The 18,480-nt window shown below is 44.7% G+C and carries 17 protein-coding genes and 1 pseudogene; 12 read left to right on the top strand and 6 right to left on the bottom strand.

All coding sequences use genetic code 11. The features are described 5' to 3' along the window. Both J3492_RS06750 and J3492_RS06745 read right to left on the bottom strand, forming a co-directional pair. Positions 1 to 329 (bottom strand): annotated as a pseudogene (locus tag J3492_RS06750) (transposase family protein); the annotation flags it as partial. 8 nt (positions 330 to 337) lie between these two features. Then, on the bottom strand, positions 338 to 778 hold the full coding sequence (locus J3492_RS06745; protein ID WP_207990864.1) for a transposase family protein: 441 nt from the start codon (positions 776 to 778) through the stop codon (positions 338 to 340). 365 nt (positions 779 to 1,143) lie between these two features. Here J3492_RS06745 and J3492_RS06740 point away from each other — a divergent pair, with 365 nt between their 5' ends. From J3492_RS06740 to J3492_RS06725, 4 genes are all read left to right on the top strand, one after another. Then, complete coding sequence (locus J3492_RS06740; protein ID WP_207991035.1) at positions 1,144 to 1,356, top strand: PspC domain-containing protein; 213 nt, start codon at positions 1,144 to 1,146, stop codon at positions 1,354 to 1,356. Between the two features lie 382 nt (positions 1,357 to 1,738). After that, complete coding sequence (gene glyQ / locus J3492_RS06735; RefSeq protein WP_207991046.1) at positions 1,739 to 2,716, top strand: glycine--tRNA ligase subunit alpha; 978 nt, start codon at positions 1,739 to 1,741, stop codon at positions 2,714 to 2,716. Between the two features lie 9 nt (positions 2,717 to 2,725). Then, positions 2,726 to 4,819: a glycine--tRNA ligase subunit beta gene (glyS, locus tag J3492_RS06730; RefSeq protein WP_207991034.1), complete on the top strand. Its 2,094-nt coding sequence runs from the start codon at positions 2,726 to 2,728 to the stop codon at positions 4,817 to 4,819. A gap of 271 nt (positions 4,820 to 5,090) precedes the next feature. Next, positions 5,091 to 5,381, top strand: a complete 291-nt coding sequence (locus J3492_RS06725; RefSeq protein WP_341534091.1) for a hypothetical protein — start codon at positions 5,091 to 5,093, stop codon at positions 5,379 to 5,381. Between the two features lie 36 nt (positions 5,382 to 5,417). Here the strand turns inward: J3492_RS06725 and J3492_RS06720 are convergent, their stop codons facing one another. Both J3492_RS06720 and J3492_RS06715 read right to left on the bottom strand, forming a co-directional pair. After that, a complete protein-coding gene (locus J3492_RS06720; RefSeq protein ID WP_207991033.1) occupies positions 5,418 to 5,855 on the bottom strand; it encodes a cell division protein ZapA in 438 nt (145 codons plus the stop codon). Positions 5,856 to 5,986: 131 nt separating this feature from the next. Further along, complete coding sequence (locus tag J3492_RS06715) at positions 5,987 to 6,427, bottom strand: hypothetical protein (RefSeq protein WP_207991032.1); 441 nt, start codon at positions 6,425 to 6,427, stop codon at positions 5,987 to 5,989. Positions 6,428 to 6,758: 331 nt separating this feature from the next. Between J3492_RS06715 and J3492_RS06710 the strand changes: the two genes are divergently transcribed. From J3492_RS06710 to J3492_RS06695, 4 genes are all read left to right on the top strand, one after another. Continuing rightward, entirely contained in the window at positions 6,759 to 7,412 is a 654-nt protein-coding gene (locus J3492_RS06710; protein ID WP_207991031.1) for a UPF0149 family protein, read from the top strand. Positions 7,413 to 7,458: 46 nt separating this feature from the next. After that, a complete protein-coding gene (locus J3492_RS06705; RefSeq protein ID WP_207991030.1) occupies positions 7,459 to 7,941 on the top strand; it encodes a nucleoside deaminase in 483 nt (160 codons plus the stop codon). Between the two features lie 22 nt (positions 7,942 to 7,963). Continuing rightward, a complete protein-coding gene (gene argE / locus J3492_RS06700; RefSeq protein ID WP_207991029.1) occupies positions 7,964 to 9,193 on the top strand; it encodes an acetylornithine deacetylase in 1,230 nt (409 codons plus the stop codon). A 198-nt stretch (positions 9,194 to 9,391) separates the two neighbouring features. Next, the gene (locus J3492_RS06695) at positions 9,392 to 10,132 is read left to right on the top strand and encodes a LysE family translocator (RefSeq protein WP_207991028.1); all 741 of its coding nucleotides are present in this window, start codon (positions 9,392 to 9,394) and stop codon (positions 10,130 to 10,132) included. Positions 10,133 to 10,219: 87 nt separating this feature from the next. On the opposite strand, the gene miaB is transcribed toward J3492_RS06695, so the two are convergent. Further along, positions 10,220 to 11,704, bottom strand: a complete 1,485-nt coding sequence (gene miaB / locus J3492_RS06690; protein WP_207991027.1) for a tRNA (N6-isopentenyl adenosine(37)-C2)-methylthiotransferase MiaB — start codon at positions 11,702 to 11,704, stop codon at positions 10,220 to 10,222. 463 nt (positions 11,705 to 12,167) lie between these two features. Between miaB and J3492_RS06685 the strand changes: the two genes are divergently transcribed. The 4 genes from J3492_RS06685 (at position 12,168) to J3492_RS06670 (ending at position 17,200) form a co-directional block, all read left to right on the top strand. Next, entirely contained in the window at positions 12,168 to 14,180 is a 2,013-nt protein-coding gene (locus J3492_RS06685) for a lytic transglycosylase domain-containing protein (RefSeq protein WP_424108391.1), read from the top strand. Between the two features lie 626 nt (positions 14,181 to 14,806). Then, a complete protein-coding gene (locus J3492_RS06680) occupies positions 14,807 to 15,538 on the top strand; it encodes a ribonuclease T2 (protein ID WP_243453141.1) in 732 nt (243 codons plus the stop codon). Positions 15,539 to 15,757: 219 nt separating this feature from the next. Continuing rightward, a complete protein-coding gene (locus J3492_RS06675; protein WP_207991025.1) occupies positions 15,758 to 16,747 on the top strand; it encodes a malate dehydrogenase in 990 nt (329 codons plus the stop codon). Between the two features lie 213 nt (positions 16,748 to 16,960). Further along, complete coding sequence (locus tag J3492_RS06670) at positions 16,961 to 17,200, top strand: DUF2789 family protein (RefSeq protein ID WP_207991024.1); 240 nt, start codon at positions 16,961 to 16,963, stop codon at positions 17,198 to 17,200. Between the two features lie 86 nt (positions 17,201 to 17,286). Here the strand turns inward: J3492_RS06670 and ribF are convergent, their stop codons facing one another. After that, entirely contained in the window at positions 17,287 to 18,315 is a 1,029-nt protein-coding gene (gene ribF / locus J3492_RS06665) for a bifunctional riboflavin kinase/FAD synthetase (protein ID WP_243453148.1), read from the bottom strand. Between the last annotated feature and the right edge of the window lie 165 nt (positions 18,316 to 18,480).

The following is an 18,480-nucleotide window of genomic DNA, read 5'->3' as shown; positions in this document are numbered from 1 at the left end:
TAGCGCTGACGACGGTTGCGATATTTATGAGCCACGATTTTAAACAACTTGATTAAGCCTATTTTGTGTTCAACCACAATACGGAACTTTGCCAGATACTGATTGGCTTGTTTGCATATCTCCAATAACTGACCACCACGAGGTTTCTTAAATGGTGTGAAAGTTTGGTTATGTCGCTTTGCTAACCCTTGATAACCACTGTCTGCTAGATAGTTAGTGTTCTCAGGTAACCAATCAGGACAAGTATCTTTATACAGCTTAAAATCGTGGATGGACCCTTTACAGGTTTGCACATCAAGTATCAAACCGGTTTGCCAATGAACGATAACCTGCGCTTTTAAGGTGTGTTGTTTTTTCTTGCCGCTGTAGTAGTCTCTTTGGTTTTTTTTGGACGCTCAATTGGGGTTTCGGTGGCATCGACAATGACGACTGACCAATTGATGTCCTCATCGACACGACTAGGCAGCTTTTTGGGCAATTCAAACTTGCCAGAGTTAATCAGTGTGTCTTCTACTTTACGAATGATACGGCTAGCAGAAGACTCATGAATACCAAAGTCCATACTGATATGATAAAGCGTGCGGTATTCACGCCAATAAGTCAGGGCTAGTAGTATCTGCTCCTTAAGACTGAGCACACTTGGTCTACCTGATTTGGTCTTAGATGCTTCATGCTTTTGCATGGCCTCAAGCATGTCATAAAAAGTGGCTTTATGAATGCCAGTGTAGCGTTTAAAACCAGCGTCACTTTGTTTGAGTAGCTTATCTATGTTTGGCATATCTATTAAGTAAGTAGAGTTCAATAATATACGTTGTGTCTGACAACTACTTTTGCAAGAGGTCTAGTACTCTTGCAAAATGCGCTAAAAATTAGTGTAAGAAAGGCGTAACAAATCGAACCATGAAACATTTTGAAATATATGTTTAAAATCAGGCAGTTACTGGTACATATGACAGACTCTTGTAAGTTTAAATAGCATAAAGTCACAAAGCATACCCACACTGTCAACAGATTAAAAGTGAATGCTTGTTATAATTGTTTATAACTTGATAAAGACCTATATAAGAATAAATTAAATATACCTATTAAATAATAAATAGGTCGAAATATAACTCAATTATAGAAAGAAGAGAGGTATGGGGTTTGGCTAAATTAGCAAAATTACATCGCTCACGTAATAACCGTATGATTGCAGGTGTGATGGGCGGTATCGCAGAGTATTTAGGCTGGTCGCCGATGTGGGTGCGGGTGCTATTTGTGTTGGTATCTTCACTGAGCGCTGCGGTCCCTGGCATATTGATCTATATTATTTTATGGATTGTCATGCCAAAGGCTACTAGCCAGTCATATCAATGAAATATGGCAATGAACTACATTCTTAACGAGTAGGTATGATACTTAACAAATAGTCAGTCGTTACAAATACAGTGGCTTATACTCGATGGCCCAAAATAATCAAAAAGCCTGATGCAAACAGGATAATAGCGACACGTTTTTCCTCCTGCCCAGATGCTCATTCATCTGGGTATTTTTTTGTGCAACATACCGAGTGATAACAGAAAATTTAATCGCTATAGATATAGATAAAATAGCGAATTTTTAGTAAGGTAAGCGTGCGCACAGACTTGGGTCAAGCATGGGACGACAAGACTGTATAGAATATATTTTGTATCACACTTAACACTACTCATTGCACAGTGATTCTTTTATGACCTCTCAACAAAGCACTCTTCAACCGATGACTTTTCAGGATTTGATTTTAACCTTGCAGAACTTTTGGGCATCCAAAGGCTGTGTGGTTCTACAGCCGTATGATATGGAGGTCGGAGCCGGGACGTTTCATACTGCTACCTTTTTACGCTCACTAGGCCCCGAGCGCTGGAACGCCGCTTATGTACAGCCATCACGTCGCCCAACTGATGGTCGCTACGGTGACAACCCCAACCGCTTGCAACATTATTATCAGTTTCAAGTGGTACTCAAGCCCAATCCGCCCAATATTCAAGAGCTGTATTTAGATTCCCTTAGAGCCATTGGGATTGATCCTTTGGTGCACGACGTGCGTTTCGTCGAAGACAACTGGGAGTCGCCGACGCTTGGCGCTTGGGGGCTGGGTTGGGAGATTTGGCTTAATGGTATGGAAGTCACTCAGTTCACCTATTTCCAGCAAGTCGGTGGTATCGAATGCTTCCCGGTCACCGGCGAGATTACCTACGGTCTTGAGCGCCTAGCCATGTATGTGCAAGGCGTCGATAGCGTCTATGATTTGGTGTGGGCAGATGGCGAGTTTGGCCGTGTCACTTATGGCGATGTGTTCCATCAAAACGAAGTGGAGCAGTCGACTTATAATTTTGAACACGCTGACGTGCCCATGATGGGTCAGATGTTTGACTTTTACGAGCAGCAAGCAGATAAGTTGGTAGCGGCGGGCTTGCCCTTGCCTGCTTATGAGATGGTGCTCAAAGCCTCACACGCCTTTAATTTACTTGATGCCCGTGGCGCTATTTCGGTCACTGAGCGTCAGCGCTTTATCTTGCGGGTGCGTACGCTGGCACGCAAGGTCGCCTTTGGTTATGTAGAAGCACGGGCCAAGCTTGGCTTCCCTCTAGCAGACGAGGCTCATCGCCAAGTTGCTCTTGATAAGTATTTGCCAAAAGAAGAAAATGACATGGCAGCTAAACATTCAGAACCTACTCAACAAAACAACGATAAATAGGAGCATCCCATGAGTACTATTTTATTTGAACTGGGGTGTGAAGAGCTACCGCCAAAGAGTCTAAAGCCCTTACGTGATGCGCTAAAAACAAGCGTAATCGAGCAACTAACAGAGGCCAATATCAGTTTTGATAGCATCAAAGCATTTGCAGCCCCGCGTCGTTTGGCATTGCAGATTCAGGGCATCAGTGACAAGCAGCCTGACCGTACAGAACAAAAACGTGGCCCTGCGATCAAAGCAGCGTTTGACGCTGATGGCAATCCAACCCGTGCTGCAATGGGCTTTGCTAAAGGGCTAGGGATTGAACCTAGTGAGCTTATTACCATCAATACTGACAAAGGCGATTACGTCGGTTATGAGCAGACCATCCACGGCCAGGCCACCACAGAGCTATTGCCAGAGATCTTTCAAACTGCTTTAGATGACTTGCCCATCGCCAAACGTATGCGCGCTGGTAGCAGTCGTAATGAGTTTGTGCGTCCAGTGCAGTGGGCGGTGTTGATGCAAGATGATGGCGTTATCGATGCCACTATCCAAGGACATCAGACTGGCCAGCAGACACGTGGCCATCGTTTCCACAGTCCTGACTACCATACTATCGAGCACGCCAATGATTATGAGGCGTTATTAAGCGGTTTAAAGGTCGTCGCTGATTTTGATAAGCGTCAGGTGCTGATCAAAAACCAAGTCAAAACACTGGCTGATGAAGTCAATGCTGACGCTATCGTACCCCAAGCCTTACTTGATGAAGTGACTGCCTTAGTCGACTTTCCGATTGCCCTACGAGCGGACTTTGAGCCACGGTTTTTACGAGTGCCACAAGAGGCGCTGATCTCAACCATGCAAGCGGATCAAAAGTACTTTTGTCTAACGGACAAAGAAGGCACCCTGTTACCCTACTTTATCTTCATCACCAATATCGAGTCAAAAGACCCGCAACAAATCATTGAGGGTAATGAAAAGGTGGTGCGTCCACGTCTGGCCGATGCGGAGTTTTTCTTTTTACAAGACCAAAAACAGCCATTATTTGTTTTGACAGAAAGCCTAAAAACTCGTGTGTTCCAAGACCAGTTAGGTACGATTTGGGAAAAATCTGAGCGTATTGCGAAGTTGGCTGCTTTTATTGCGACACTCCTGCAAGAGCAAGGACACGATATTACTGTCGATGACACCGTACGAGCGGCCATACTGTCTAAAGCTGACTTAGCAAGCTCGCTAGTGGGAGAGTATCCTGAGCTGCAAGGTATTGCTGGTACTTATTATGCTCGTCTCGACGGCGAAAGTGAGGCCATTGCGGCCAGTATAGAAGAGCAGTATCTACCAAAATTCAGTGGTGACGTATTGCCAAAAACTCCTATTGGTATTTGTTTGGCGCTTGCCGATCGTCTAGATACGCTCGTCGGTATCTTTGCTATAGATCAAGCACCGACCGGCTCGAAAGATCCATTTAGCTTACGCCGCTCAGCTATTGGTATCCTGCGTATTTTGATTGAAAAGCAGCTGCCGATTAACCTAGTGGCGTTGGTTGAACAAGCAGTGAAAAACTACAGTGATACCGATGGTCATAAAATCGCTAAGATGGGTGATACCTTTACTCAAGTGATGGGCTTTTTAAATTCACGTTATCGGGCGATGTATACCGAGCAAGGTGTCAGTGTCGATACCATTCAAGCAGTACAAGCGATTCATCCGCATATGCCGCTAGACTTTGATCAGCGTATTCGCGCTGTACAAGCGTTTAGCGCTTTGCCACAAGCAGAGCAGCTGGCTGATTCAAACAAACGTGTGGCAAATATACTGGCCAAGTCAGAAGGTAAGGTGGCTGACCATGTCGATGCAGACCTATTGACTGAGTCTGCTGAAAAGGACTTGTATCAGGCCGCGCAGCAAGCACAAACAGCCGTCACGCCATTGCTTGCAACCGCTGACTACACACAGGTACTACAGACCTTGGCGCAACTGGATGCGCCATTGGCGCAGTTTTTTGCGAATGTGATGGTCAATAGCGATGATGAGGCGCTCAAAGCCAATCGCTTAGCATTACTACAACAAGTGCGTGCTTTGTTTTTGACAGTGGCTGATATCAGCGAGCTACAAATCTAAAATCTAAGTTTCAATAGAATTTAGTATGACCTGATTATGAGTGAATCAAAGCAGTTCAATGAACAAGTGAATGAACAAAGCTAGGTTCAACAAACCATAAAAAACTGGCTACACTGTAGCCAGTTTTTTGATTTTTATCAGCGTTACAAAGGTGCTGCTAAATGACAGGGCAGCAATTGTACTATCAGCATTGTTTACGTAGAATTTATATCATGGCTTTACGCTATGTAAGTATGATCACTTATCGAAGACTAACAAAAGGAGCACTACTGTGTTCGCTGCTATTATTGTCATTCTCATTATTTGGGCGGTGATGTGGGCGTTTTATAAGTTTATGTATCCCCGTCCCCCAAAAAGCATGATGCCTAAAGAAGGCGATGTGACCACCCCACGCCATTGCGATTTTTGTGGCAACAGCCTTGCTGAATATCGCGGGGTGCTGGAAACGCCTTCTACCACAGCTACTGATACAGATGGCTTGGCAAAAAAGCCGTTGTTTTTTTGCAATTATGAGCATCAAGCAGACTATCACGCAGGCAAGAGCTATCGAGCTGGCGGATGACAGCCTGCTGTCACTGCGGCTGATAACGGTATCAGCTTATAATACAGACTGGGCATCTTTCATGATTTTGCTGAGCAGCATTTTCGCTTGTTTGGACGCTTGTTCGGCATCTTCAGCAGCTTTGGCGTTGCTATGAATCTTCTCATAAAGGTTTAAGCAGCATAATACCAGTAAGTTTTCTTGGCTCAAGCTTGGCGCATTTTTTTTGATATCGAGAAGAAAGTTGTTTATATAATAGACCGCTGAGCGCAGTTCTGCTTCTTCGTGTACTGGGCAGTAAATCTGATATGTGATGCCAGCGATGACGATATCGACTTTTTTCATTTGAGGTTCAGGATCGGTTTTTTTTGTGGGCGTATCCTGAGCAGCGCTTGATTCTAGTGTCGGTTTTTTTGTGTCGTTGGCTTGATTTGGCGTATCTTTAGCTTGCTGAGGCTTTTCGTTGGTAGTGGGTGTACTATTATTGTCAGTCATGAGAAATCCTACAAGGTAATGGTATTGAGTAGCTCTAAGGTGTCATCAGAGTTCTGAGAGCAGGGTATGGAGACGCTAACAAAGATAGCGGGTATCAGCTGCATACTTAACTCATCGCTTTTTTTAGTGAGTTACCCTTCCATCTGATCGATGTGAGTCAGGCGTTTTAGTACCACCTGTGTACGTTCTGCTGCCAATTGATTTTTTTCTTGCAAATCATGGTTTTGCTGTTTCAGCTCACTATTTTGTTGTTGAAGATCATGGTTTTGCTGCTTGAGTTCGCTATTTTGTTGTTGCAGCTTATCAAACTGATTTTGTAGTTTGTCTTGTTCTTCACCAATCATATGATGAGCTTCAGCCAAACTTTGATAGCGTTTATCAAGATCGCTCAGCTGCTTTTTTGCCTGAGCATGTTCAGTATTGCGATTTTCGAGCTGGGTTTTTAGCGTTGCCAACTCTTTTGGGTCAACGTTGGGTTTTTGTTTGAGGCTGCTAAGTTCAGCACTGACAAGCTGATACTGTTTTTTGATGTCGAGTATCATTTTTTCTAGGTCTTTGAGTTGGTCATACATAGTCAGTTTTTATCCTTAACATGTGATACGTGGATGAATTTTCTCTGTTACGTTTAATAATGCCATAGGTGACCGCATAATATCTATATCAACAAAGTAATTATAGTCGGAGTACTTTGAAACCGCTACGGTGTTACTCGCCCTAGATATACTTAGTGTACTATCTGCGGTCGGTCGCTTTGTAGCGATTTTAAAATTCCTTGACTATACGTATATTGTGCTCTGTTTTATTCTGGGTAAGCAGATAATCTATGGATAAGAGAGAGCGATAATTATCTAAAATCAAGAGACGCTAATCAGTCAGCGTAAATAAATCGATAGGAAGTAGGTTATGAATGATAATATTTCTGGTTGGAATGAGTGGTCTGTAGCTTTTGAACAATGGAATGATGTTAGCATTAGCGAGCTGCATGGCTTGATGACGGGACTGATGACGGCGTGCTATGCGCCAGATGAGCAAGGTTGGGCGACCGTGCTCGAGGAGCTCAGCTTTGCACCATTGCCAGAGCCTGCCTTGACTTTGCTGACAGAGGAGGCTGAAGATACGGTGTTTCAGCTCAAAGATAAAGATGATGCCTATGCCTACACACCACTGGTGCCTGATGATGAACATGATCTATACGAGCGTGTAATGGCACTGAAACAGTGGGCCAATGGCTTTATGACGGGTTTTGGTATTAGCGATTGTCGTCTAACAGCTGAAGAAAACGAGATGCTGAGTGATTTGGCAAAGATTGGTGCTATTCGTTTGGCAGAAGATGAGGATTATGAAGGTGGTGAAGAGTCCTATCTTTATATTTATGAGTTTGCACGTATGGTGCCAGTGAGCTTTGCTACCCGCAAGCGCAAATCTGTAAAGGAGCTGGCGCTGATAGCAGGGTTGCCGATAGATGCTAAAACCACGCAGGAGCGTCAAGCAGAGGGCGCATTGCTCAAACCGATACCACCTGTCGTCGATGTGATGAACCAGCATAATCCATCGTAAGTGATACTTTTTAACTTGCTGAACTTTATGATAATAAGGGACTGCCATGATTACTGATAAAGATATGATTCATCTGCGCCGCTGTGTCGATCTGGCCCGTGAAGCGCTAGCGGCAGGGGATGAGCCGTTTGGTAGTGTGTTGGTCGATGCAGAAGGCAAGGTACTAAGAGAGGATCGTAATCGTGCCAATACAGTCGATGCAACCTATCATCCTGAGATCGCTGTCGCAAAGTGGGCGGCACAAAACATGACTGCTGACGCTCGTGCAAAAGCGGTCGTCTATACCTCAGGTGAGCATTGTGCGATGTGCTCAGCAGCTCATGCATGGGCAGGGCTTGATCGCATCGTCTATGTCAGCTCCTCTACGCAGTTGGGTGAGTGGATGGAAGAGTTTGGTGCTAATTCCTCATCGCCTATCAATACCTTGTCTATCCAGCAAGTAGCGCCAGGTATCCCAGTAGAAGGCCCAGTTGCTGGCCTTGATAAAGTGGTAAAAGCACTACACCAACGTGCCCATCAACCTGACTAATACTTTAAGATAAGGACATCTTATGAGCCTAAATACAGTGAACAAGGTGAGCCAAGAGGCGTCATCTACTGATTATCCTGTAAAAAGTATCGATTGGCTGACTCGCTTGATTGGCTTTGATACCGTCAGTCGCCATTCAAATTTGGCGCTGATCAACGATGTGCAAGCATACTGTGAGCAGCTGGGTCTGACAGTAGACTTAACTTTTAATAAAGAAAAAAACAAAGCCAATCTATTTGTCACTGTACCAGCTGGACAGGATGCTGACCAAATCAATCATGGCTTGGTACTCTCAGGACATACTGATGTTGTGCCTGTCGATGGACAGACATGGACCTCTGATCCTTTTGTCGCCACTATTCGTGACGACAAGCTTTATGGCCGCGGTGCTTGTGACATGAAGGGTTTTATCGCTTGTGCGCTGGCGTTATTGCCCCAAGCCGTCGCCTTGTCTAATCAAGGTAAGCTGCGTCGACCCCTGCATCTGGCGTTGTCATTCGATGAAGAAGTAGGCTGTCTGGGTGCGCCCTTGATATTAGCGGATCTAAAAATGCGTGGCATCACCCCTGATTATTGTATCGTTGGCGAACCCACTAATATGACCATGGTCGTGGCTCATAAGGGGATTGCTGTCTATCGTTGCCGTGTGCATGGTAAGTCAGCACATTCTTCATTGACCCACCAAGGTGTCAACGCTATCAGCTATGCCAGTCGTTTGATTGGGTTTGTCGATGAGCTGGCACAAGCGATTAGCCATCGTGATGACAACGACGATTTGTTTGATGTGCCATACTCGACGCTTTCTGTAGGCACCATACACGGCGGTACAGCGACCAATATCGTGCCTAACCTGTGTGAGTTTACTTTTGATTATCGTAATCTGCCACATATGACGCAAGATGATATTGTGGCACCGATTCAGACGAAAATCGCTGAACTGACAGAGCAGATGCAGGCACGCGCACCAGAGACAGGGATCGAGCTGCTGCAAGAAGAAAGCGTTCCGGCGATGAGAGATGGTGATAATGCTGAACTACAAGCGCTAGTAACCGCACTGACAGGTGATGATGAGCGCCATAAAGTCGCTTATGCCACCGAGGGCGGACAGTATACCAATAGCGGTATTCCCACGATTATCTGTGGTCCTGGCAGTATTGAGCAGGCGCACAAAGCTGATGAGTTTGTGGCGCTTAGTGAAATTGAGCGCTGTGATGGGTTTTTGCAAAAGCTGCTGGAGAGCTGTACGGCATAACTCATATCAGTAGTGGGCTATGATGGTCGTCATTTTTTAAATGAGGATATGGCCTAAAGTATTTGTTTTTGCGGTAAGTTCACATACAATGCATTATTTTTATGGCGGTATCTAGGGTCTGTTTGAGGGTTCAACAGACCCTAGTTTTTTTCGTGACATCACATTTAAAATTTTCTACATAAGAAGTAAGGGGCATTGATGTCTTGGCATCTGTTTACCATGTTTTTTATCAGCACGTTTTTTATCTCCGCAACCCCAGGCCCTAATATGCTGTTGGCGTTTCAATATGGACTAAACTACGGCGTCAAACGTACCTTATGGACACTGGCTGGATTAAGTCTTGGGCTGTTTATCTTACTGTTGTCAACCTTGCTGGGGTTGGATGCTATTAGCCGTCAGTCCCCTTGGTTGTTGGATGTAATAAAGACCGTTGGTGCCTTGTATTTGATTTATTTGGGTGTCAGCTCGTGGCGAGATACTGGGCAAAGTAGCCTGATAGAGGATGCCAGTGCGATGGGTACAGAGGCTGTAGCAGCTGATTATTTTAGTAGCCAGAACAAGCTTGGCCAGCAGTCACAGCCACAGCCACGCTCATTGTCTAGCGCAGCAGTCAAAGTGGCTCCTAGTGATTGGACGCTATTTCGAACGGGCATTTGGGTGTCGTTATCTAATCCAAAAGCGATTTTATTCTTTGCTGCCTTTTTTCCTAAGTTTATTAATTTTAGTATGCCGTTATGGCCACAATATATTATCTTGACGTTAGGGCTGTTTTTCAGTGAAACCATTTGGCAGGCTATCTATACTGTGGGTGGCAAGCAGCTGGCAGGGTGGCTCGATATCGGTGATCGTTTGGCATGGCTTAATCGTGCTTGCGGCGTGATATTTATCTTGATTGCGGCGGCTTTGTTGGGAGAGGTGGTAAGCGGGTTTATGGGCTAATAGATTAAGATAAATACAAAAAAGCCGTTTGCTGGTGAGGGCAAACGGCTTTTTTAGTCTAAAATCATCAACATACAGAGTATTAAATCAAGCCAACACCTCAATCAACTCACCTTTCACCATATGTGGACTGACAAAGTCAGTCACACGTACGTTGACGATTTTACCCAATAGCTCATCCATTTTATCTTCATCATATGGGAACATCACTGTTCGTGTATTATCAGCGGTACCGATGAGGCAGTCTGGATGACGATCAGCGACTTGCTCTACCAACACTCGGGTCGTGGTGCCGACCATTTCATGGGTTTTTTGTAAGGTGGAGTCGACGATGACTTTTTGAAATGTCGCCAAACGCTCTTTTTTAGTCTTTAGGCTAACATCGTCAGGTAACTCAGCCGCTGGCGTGCCAGGACGCTTTGAGTAAATAAAGCTATAAGAGTGATCAAAGTTCAATTCTTTTGCCAAGTTCAAAGTGTCTTCAAAGTCCTGATCGGTCTCCCCTGGGAAGCCGATGATAAAGTCGCTAGACAGATGAATGTCTGGACGAATGGCCTTGAGCTTATTGATTTGATTGATATACACATCGATGGTGTGGTTACGTTTCATCGCTGCAAGTATATTGTTTGATCCGCTTTGGACGGGCAGATGCAAATGCGAGACCAGCTCGGGTAGTTTGCCATAAGCATCAATGATGTCATCGGTGAACTCCAGCGGGTGACTGGTGGTATAGCGAATACGCTCAATTCCATCGACGTGTGCGACATAATGTAATAATTCGGCAAAGCGGCACACACTACCATCGTCTTTTTCGCCGCGATAGCCATTGACGTTTTGGCCCAGCAGATTAATCTCACGCACGCCCTGTTCGGCTAGGCTGTCAATCTCAGCCAAAACATCGTCAAGCGGACGTGATAATTCCTCACCCCGTGTATAAGGCACCACGCAAAATGAGCAGTATTTAGAGCAGCCCTCCATAATAGATACAAAAGCTTTGTAACCCTCGACCTTTGGCTCAGGCAAAAAGTCGAACTTCTCAATACTAGGGAAGGAGATGTCAATCGTACCGATACGGTTTTTAGGAGCGACACTGCTTTGTTCGCTAGATTGGTCATAAAGCTCTGGCAGACGATGCAACGTTTGAGGCCCAAATATCATATCGACATAAGGCGCACGTTTTTGGATATTGTCTCCCTCTTGTGAAGCCACGCAGCCACCGACACCAATGACTAAATCAGGGCGTTTTTCTTTAAGTTTGCGCCAACGCCCCAATTCTGAAAACACTTTTTCTTGTGCTTTTTCACGAATCGAGCATGTATTCATTAAGAGTACATCAGCATCATCGATGTCATGCGTGACTACCATACCGTGTGAGTCGCCAAGTACATCAAGCATCTTATCAGAGTCGTAGACGTTCATCTGACAACCTTGAGTGGTGATAAAAACCTTTTTTACAGCAGAGGTCTCGACTGAAGCTTGATGAGAATGGGGCTCTTCGAGTGTCATCAAAGAAGAGGTCCGGGTAGTGTCTGCTACCTCATCGGTACGGGGGTTAAATACAGAAACACTCATAAGGATTATCCATGATTAGCAAATAATAGGTAGCAGCTTGGCCATTAATAGGTGGCGTATTTTATCATAAGCGTCTAGCAATGTGAAAAGTAACTACGCACTATTCATTGGGCCTGTGCTAGATTATTTGCAATACTATCAATTGTTTATATTGCCGAAGTATCTACTCTACTGATCGCAAAATCAGCTTTGAGGCTTATGCTTATATCATCTTTGTGTTACACAGGGCTAACCTATTTATAGATAAATGGTAAGAGCACTGGTTGAGAGTACAACGGCTATAGTATGATAAATACCATTACTTCAGCGATGACTATCTGATCGCCATCCAAACACCTGTATAGAGACCAAGAGAGCCTATATGACAAAGCCAAACCTTGTCCGCTTGATCAATAAAAACAAATTCATCCGCTCACCCAAGAAATCTCAAAGCTTAAATATAAGGCCGCTGCGATTGAGCGTAATGAGCCTAGCGACAGCGGTAGGGGCGTTGGGGTTGTCACAAGTGGCTTGTGCGGATCTGACGTGGGGTGATAACAGTACCCAACAAAGCAGTGGCTACCAAGACAGTAGTATCAACCATTTCAATGCGGCTGCAATCGCCGCTGATCGAGGCGATGTTAGTGCCTTATTTAACTATGAGCAGATGATGAGTGGGGGTCTGTTTGCGATGTACCCAACGTATTGGCGCATGAATTTAGATTTAAACAGCCAAAGCTCAGCAGCGATATCACAGTTTGTACGCCAATACTCAGGAACAGTAATGGCAGAAAAGCTGGTCGCTGACTTTGCGGAGACCAAAGCGGCATCAAATGACTATGCCGCTGTGCGTCAAGTGGCCAATCTAATTACCAACGCAGATGCCAGTGAGCGCTGTGCGATAGCGCTTGGGTTCAATAATGGCGGTGATAGTATGCGGGCACTGGCTGCCAAGTCTGATGTTTGGCTGACTGTCAAAAAGCAGCCCGCACTGTGCAATCAGTTGGCGATGGAGATGAACAACAATGCTTTGATTAGCAATCAAGATAGAGCCGCCCGTCTTAAGCGTATGCTGCGTGCTGGCAAAACTGGCGACATCATGGCATTGTCGTCACGTCTTGGCACCCCAATTCCTTACTCAAAACTCAGTGAGATTCAACTCAATCCAGCCGCTTTTTTTGGTCGCTTTGCTCTTGAGCCAAACAGTCAAACCAATCAATATCTATACTTATATGCCATGGGCCGTCTGGCCAGCAAGTCTTATCGTGAAGCAGCGCTACAGCTCGACTATGACATCAAACAAGACAACCGACGCTCAGCCAGGTTACTGAATGATGAAACCCGCCGTTATGCCTACCGTATCCTTGGGGTTCAGCGTATGAACCATAACACTGATGACGGGTTTAATAGCGAGGCTGTTGATTGGTTTCGTCAAAGCTTAGACGATGACTTTAGCTTTGAGGAAGCGGAGTATTACGCCATGGCAGCGATTCGCTATAGTCGCTGGGATGATGTGATCGAAGCAATCTCCCAAATGGATGCCGAGGTTCAAAAAACCAATCAGTGGCAATATTGGTTGGCACGGGCTTATGAACAGTCCAGCGCTGGCAGTAGACGCAATATCGCCAAAAAAATGTATCAACATCTGGCTAAAAGCAATGACTACTATGGATTGATGGCAAAAGACAAGGTCGGTCAGCGCTTTAGTGTCAGTAGTATGGGTGGTGGAAATCTGCCTAACGTGAGTAGTGCTGATCGTGCTCGTGTCATGCAAAACCCGCATTTCGCCCGTGCGTTTGCCTTATACAATGCGGATGCCAGCCGTGCTTATGCCAATCGTGAATGGAACTGGGCAGTGAAGCAAGCCCGTGACAATCGTGATGATGCTTTAATCTTTGCTGCAGCTCGTCAGGCTTATGATATGGGCTGGCTGGATCGGGCGATTTATGCCATTGACAATACCGACAGCGTGCATAATCTAGCATTGTCGCATCCCATGCCGCATCAAAGTGCAGTGGTGCGTTATAGCCAATCTGTTGGTATTGACCCTGCGTGGGCATACGGTATCATGCGTCAAGAGAGCCGCTTTGTCACCTCAGCACGCTCCAATGTGGGTGCAAGCGGTCTTATGCAGATTATGCCAGGTACGGCGAAGTATATTGCCCGTAATTTGGGTGAGTCCTATAGCGCCAGCCGTGCCAATAGCGGTGATACCAATATTCGTTATGGAACCTGGTATATGAGTGATATTTTAGGCAAGCTCAACCAACAGCCTGTACTGGCAACCGCTGGTTATAACGCAGGACCTAACAATGCTAAGCGCTGGCAGCCTGTCTACGGCTCGCTTGCCGCTGATCAGTATATCGAGTCAATTCCTTTTCCAGAGACTCGCAATTATGCCAAGCATGTTATGGAAAACGCCACTATCTATAGTAGCCTTCTAGGCCGAAACCAGTCGATCAGTCAACGCATGGGCGTGGTTCCAGCAGCATTTTAAACCTTTACTTCAGTAGCCCTTATAGCTGTTGAACAGCTACATGCCATTAATCACAAAGATTAATGGCTTTTTTATGTCGAAAGTTCCCATATAAGCTTTGCGTTCTAAAGACTGTAGCGTTGGTGGAATAGATTTTGCAGGCATAAGACTTAGAGAGGTTATAGCGGTCGTGGCAACGAGGGGTTTTCAAAGCATAGTAGCCTTTAGATATTTTATTTTTAATGGATTGTATTTTTACGTTAACCCTACGATTTAGCTATGGATTAAAAAAAGGTATTTGCTACTATTGTCAAACAGTACGCCTAAATCTAAACTCAGCTCCTCATGGCTAAATACGCACCACTCTGTAAGGTGGCACAGCACGCAAAAATATACTGGCAGCACATGCAAAGACGTATCCGTGTTATACAGGGTCAACTATAGCAGTGACCTACCTTTTTTTCGTTAAACGTATGTTTTAGTTTGGCAATATCGCTTGAGTAGCAGATGGCTTGAGTGCCTCTGTGTATGATTGATAATGGTTTGATAGCCCTTTACTTATGATAAAACAATATAACGACACGCTTGTACAAAAAAAAGCTGAATGTCAGGCATTCAGCCAGCGTGTGCGTCAAGTAATACGATCTATGATGACAAAAGCACAAGTAACGAATAAGTACGAGCCATTTAAGCCAAGCATACACAAATCAAAGGCCCGTAAAAATCCAGTGATTCAACGCCATTCTATATTGTCAATGATTGCCAGTGCAGCAGTACTGCAAGGGGTGACTTTATTGCCAACGTCAGCACACGCAGCCAGTGCGTCTAAGATAGGACAGCGCGTTCTGATGATTGAGATGACACCTGCTTTATGTCGCATGCAACCCTCTCGTGCCCGTATGCGCCAATGCTTAGAAGGGTACTCATTAACGGTATCAGGCTTAGATTTGGGATATGGTGAGCGCTGTGGTCGTGGCAGTCAGCCAAGACTCAGCCCTCTACAACTAAAAGTCGTGAACCGTATCATGCCAGACAGTAGTGTTCGTACCCAAGCATGGCAACACTACGGCGCCTGTAGCCCTCTAAGCGCAAGCAGTTATTTTCGTCAAGTGGTCAATCTGGCAGGTCAGCTAAAACTACCTGATGAGTTAAACACTGGTAACAGTTATACTGTTTCTAAGTCACGTTTTATCAAGCAAATGACGCGTCTGAATCAAGGTATGTCTGCTTCGAGTATCGATTTGATCTGTCAAGATGGTAGCCGCAGACAATCGATATTGACTGATGTGCATATCTGCTATGAAGGTAATGATTTTGGCCGGTGCAACAATGTCGTCAACAGCTGCGGTAAAAACTTTATCATTTCCGGGCGTAAGTAATTCTATGAACCCCAACTTTTGTTAGCATAAAATGTAACAATATAATTATCTGTCATCGTTATATTCTATCTAGACGATGCTATAAATGAAGTGATACACTACCTCTCGGTATATGTCATCTACCATTTTTGCGTTCAAAGCGTTTTGTGTTTAAAGCACTGATAGCAACGCAAGAACAACAGTGACAAAATTATCTAATAATCAATTAGGGAATATTCTATGTCTATGAAACAGCCTTTACGCGTTGCCGTGACTGGTGCTGCTGGTAATATCAGCTATGCTATGTTATTTCGTATTGCATCTGGTGAGATGCTAGGAAAAGATCAGCCTGTTATCTTGCAATTACTAGAAATCACTCCAGCTCTCGATGCTTTAAAAGGTGTCGTTATGGAACTAGAAGATTGTGCATTCCCTTTGTTGGCTGGTATCGTACAAACTGATGATGCTAATGTCGCTTTTAAAGATGCTGATTATGCATTATTAGTAGGTGCCCGTCCTCGTGGTCCTGGTATGGAGCGCAAAGATTTACTAGAAGCCAACGCTGCGATTTTCTCAGCACAAGGTAAGGCTCTTAATGATGCGGCAAGCCGTGATGTAAAAGTCTTGGTCGTCGGTAACCCAGCCAATACAAATGCGCTGATCGCACAGCGTAACGCACCAGATCTTGACCCACGTAACTTTACAGCGATGACTCGCTTGGATCACAACCGTGCTATGGCACAGTTGGCTGAAAAGACTGACAGCACTGTCAATGACATCAAGCATATGACGATTTGGGGCAACCACTCGTCAACCCAGTACCCAGATTTAACGGCTTGTACAGTAAATGGTAAGCCAGCGCTAGATTTGGTAGATCGTGACTGGTACGAAAACACTTATATTCCAGAAGTTCAACAACGTGGGGCGGCTATTATTAAAGCTCGTGGCGCTTCATCAGCTGCCTCTGCGGCCAATGCTGCGATCGCACATATGCGTACTTGGGCACTTGGTACTGACGAAAACGACTGGGTATCAATGGGCGTATACTCAAACGGCGAATATGGTATCGCTGAAGGCTTAATCTACTCATTCCCATGTACTTGTAGCAATGGCGATTGGTCTATTGTAGATGGCGTAGACGTGTCTTCTGATTTCTCAAAAGAGAAAATGGCGGCGACTGAGCAAGAGCTTAGTGAAGAGCGTGATGCGGTATCTCATCTACTTCCATAAGTAGCTAGCATACTAAAAACTCAGTTATTTATCTAAGAAAGACAAAAACCCTCATTTATTGAGGGTTTTTTTGTAGAAGGTATTTATCGTTAACAGAATCCCTAACGTTAGATAAACATTGTTTAACAGCGCTTAGAATAAAGCTTGCTACAATAAACATGTTCGATTTGATAATAACCACAATTAAATATGGAATACTTAAGGAGACAATATATGTTAGGTGAACCAGAATACAACATGAATGAATTATTTGCCCAACTAGGTATGGACAGCTCTGATGACGCTATTGATGACTTTATCAAAAAAAACCAATTGGATAAAGAAGAGAAGCTTATAGAAGCAGACGTTTGGACAGACAGTCAACGTATGTTTTTGCAAGAGGAGTGGAAGAAAGATGCAGCGTGGGTAGAGGTTATCGATGATTTAAATGTGCGTATGCATCCGAGCGCTTAATATTATCTTTTGTTTAAATAAGCATTGTTTAAACAAGCGCATCATACCTTACCCCTTATAAGATCCTCCTTATAAGGGGTAATTCATTATTGCGGCTTTTTAGCTGTCATTGAATCCAGCTGTTGTATGCGCCATGCCAATAGTTCTTTTATATCGTTTTGAATACCGTCTTTGAGTGCTTCCAAGCTATCATAGCGCCGCTCACCATGCAAAAAGTGCAGAAAGCGTACGTGTAGTTTTTTGTCATATAGATTGGCTTTCAGTTCTGGAAAATGCACCTCCAAGCGCCACTCTTTTTCTTTCGTTACCGAAGGGCGAGTACCAATATTTGCGGTACCAAATAAGCTGTGAGGCCGTAGACCTGATAAACCCACTTGCGATTTATTATCAGCTAAATCAGCCAGCCCATTTGGTATGATCTGTCCATCAGTATCAAGCAAGACCACATCGACTGCAAAGATACCATGCAAGGCAGGCTTTAGCCGTGCCAGATCAACATTGGCTGTAGGAAAATCCATAGTACGGCCGATCTTGTCGCCCCCCACTACGGTACCAGAGATAGCATAGTCACGGCCTAATAAAGCATTGGCTGCACTGATATCACCGGCAAGCAACAAGTCTCGAACACGGGTAGAGCTAATACGTGTGGCAGTATCTGTAGTATTGACATCTGTCACTGTGTGTAGGTTGGTCACATGCAAGCCATAGTCACGCAAAAACTGACTGTCTCCTGTGCGGTCATGACCAAATCGAAAATCATCTCCTAATACCAACGCTTTTACGTTGAGGTCATTAACCAATATATCAGCAAAAGCTTGTGCGGATAATGCTCGAAACGAAGCATCAAAGCTGGCAACAATCAAGGTCTCGACACCATGCTCTTTTAGTAAAGCTTGTTTTTCTGTGAGATTGGTCAAGCGAGCAGGTGCCGTCTCTGGCGAAAAAAACTCACGTGGCTGCGGCTCAAATATCATCACCGCTGAGCCAAGCTTGCGCTCATCTGCCAGCTCACGTACTTGAGCAAGCATTGCTTGATGGCCTAAATGTACGCCATCGAAGTTACCAATAGTCAGCACACAAGGTGCGAGCGCTATTGGGCAAGTATCATCTTGCATAGCGCTTGGTGACGCCATCAGTTGCTCAAGAAAGTAGGTGTTCATAAGTTTGCGGCTATCATAAGGTCAAATAATAAATAAAAACGCACCAATAATAAGCATAGATGTGTTCAAAACTTGCCATTATAAAGTAAAATAGCAGCCCTGGCACTAATATCAGTACAT

The sequence above is a fragment of the Psychrobacter coccoides genome (assembly GCF_017498085.1).
Taxonomy (GTDB): Bacteria; Pseudomonadota; Gammaproteobacteria; order Pseudomonadales; family Moraxellaceae; genus Psychrobacter; species Psychrobacter coccoides.
The sequence above is the reverse complement of the archived record's forward strand: the minus strand, read 5'-3'. Positions and strand labels throughout refer to the sequence as shown.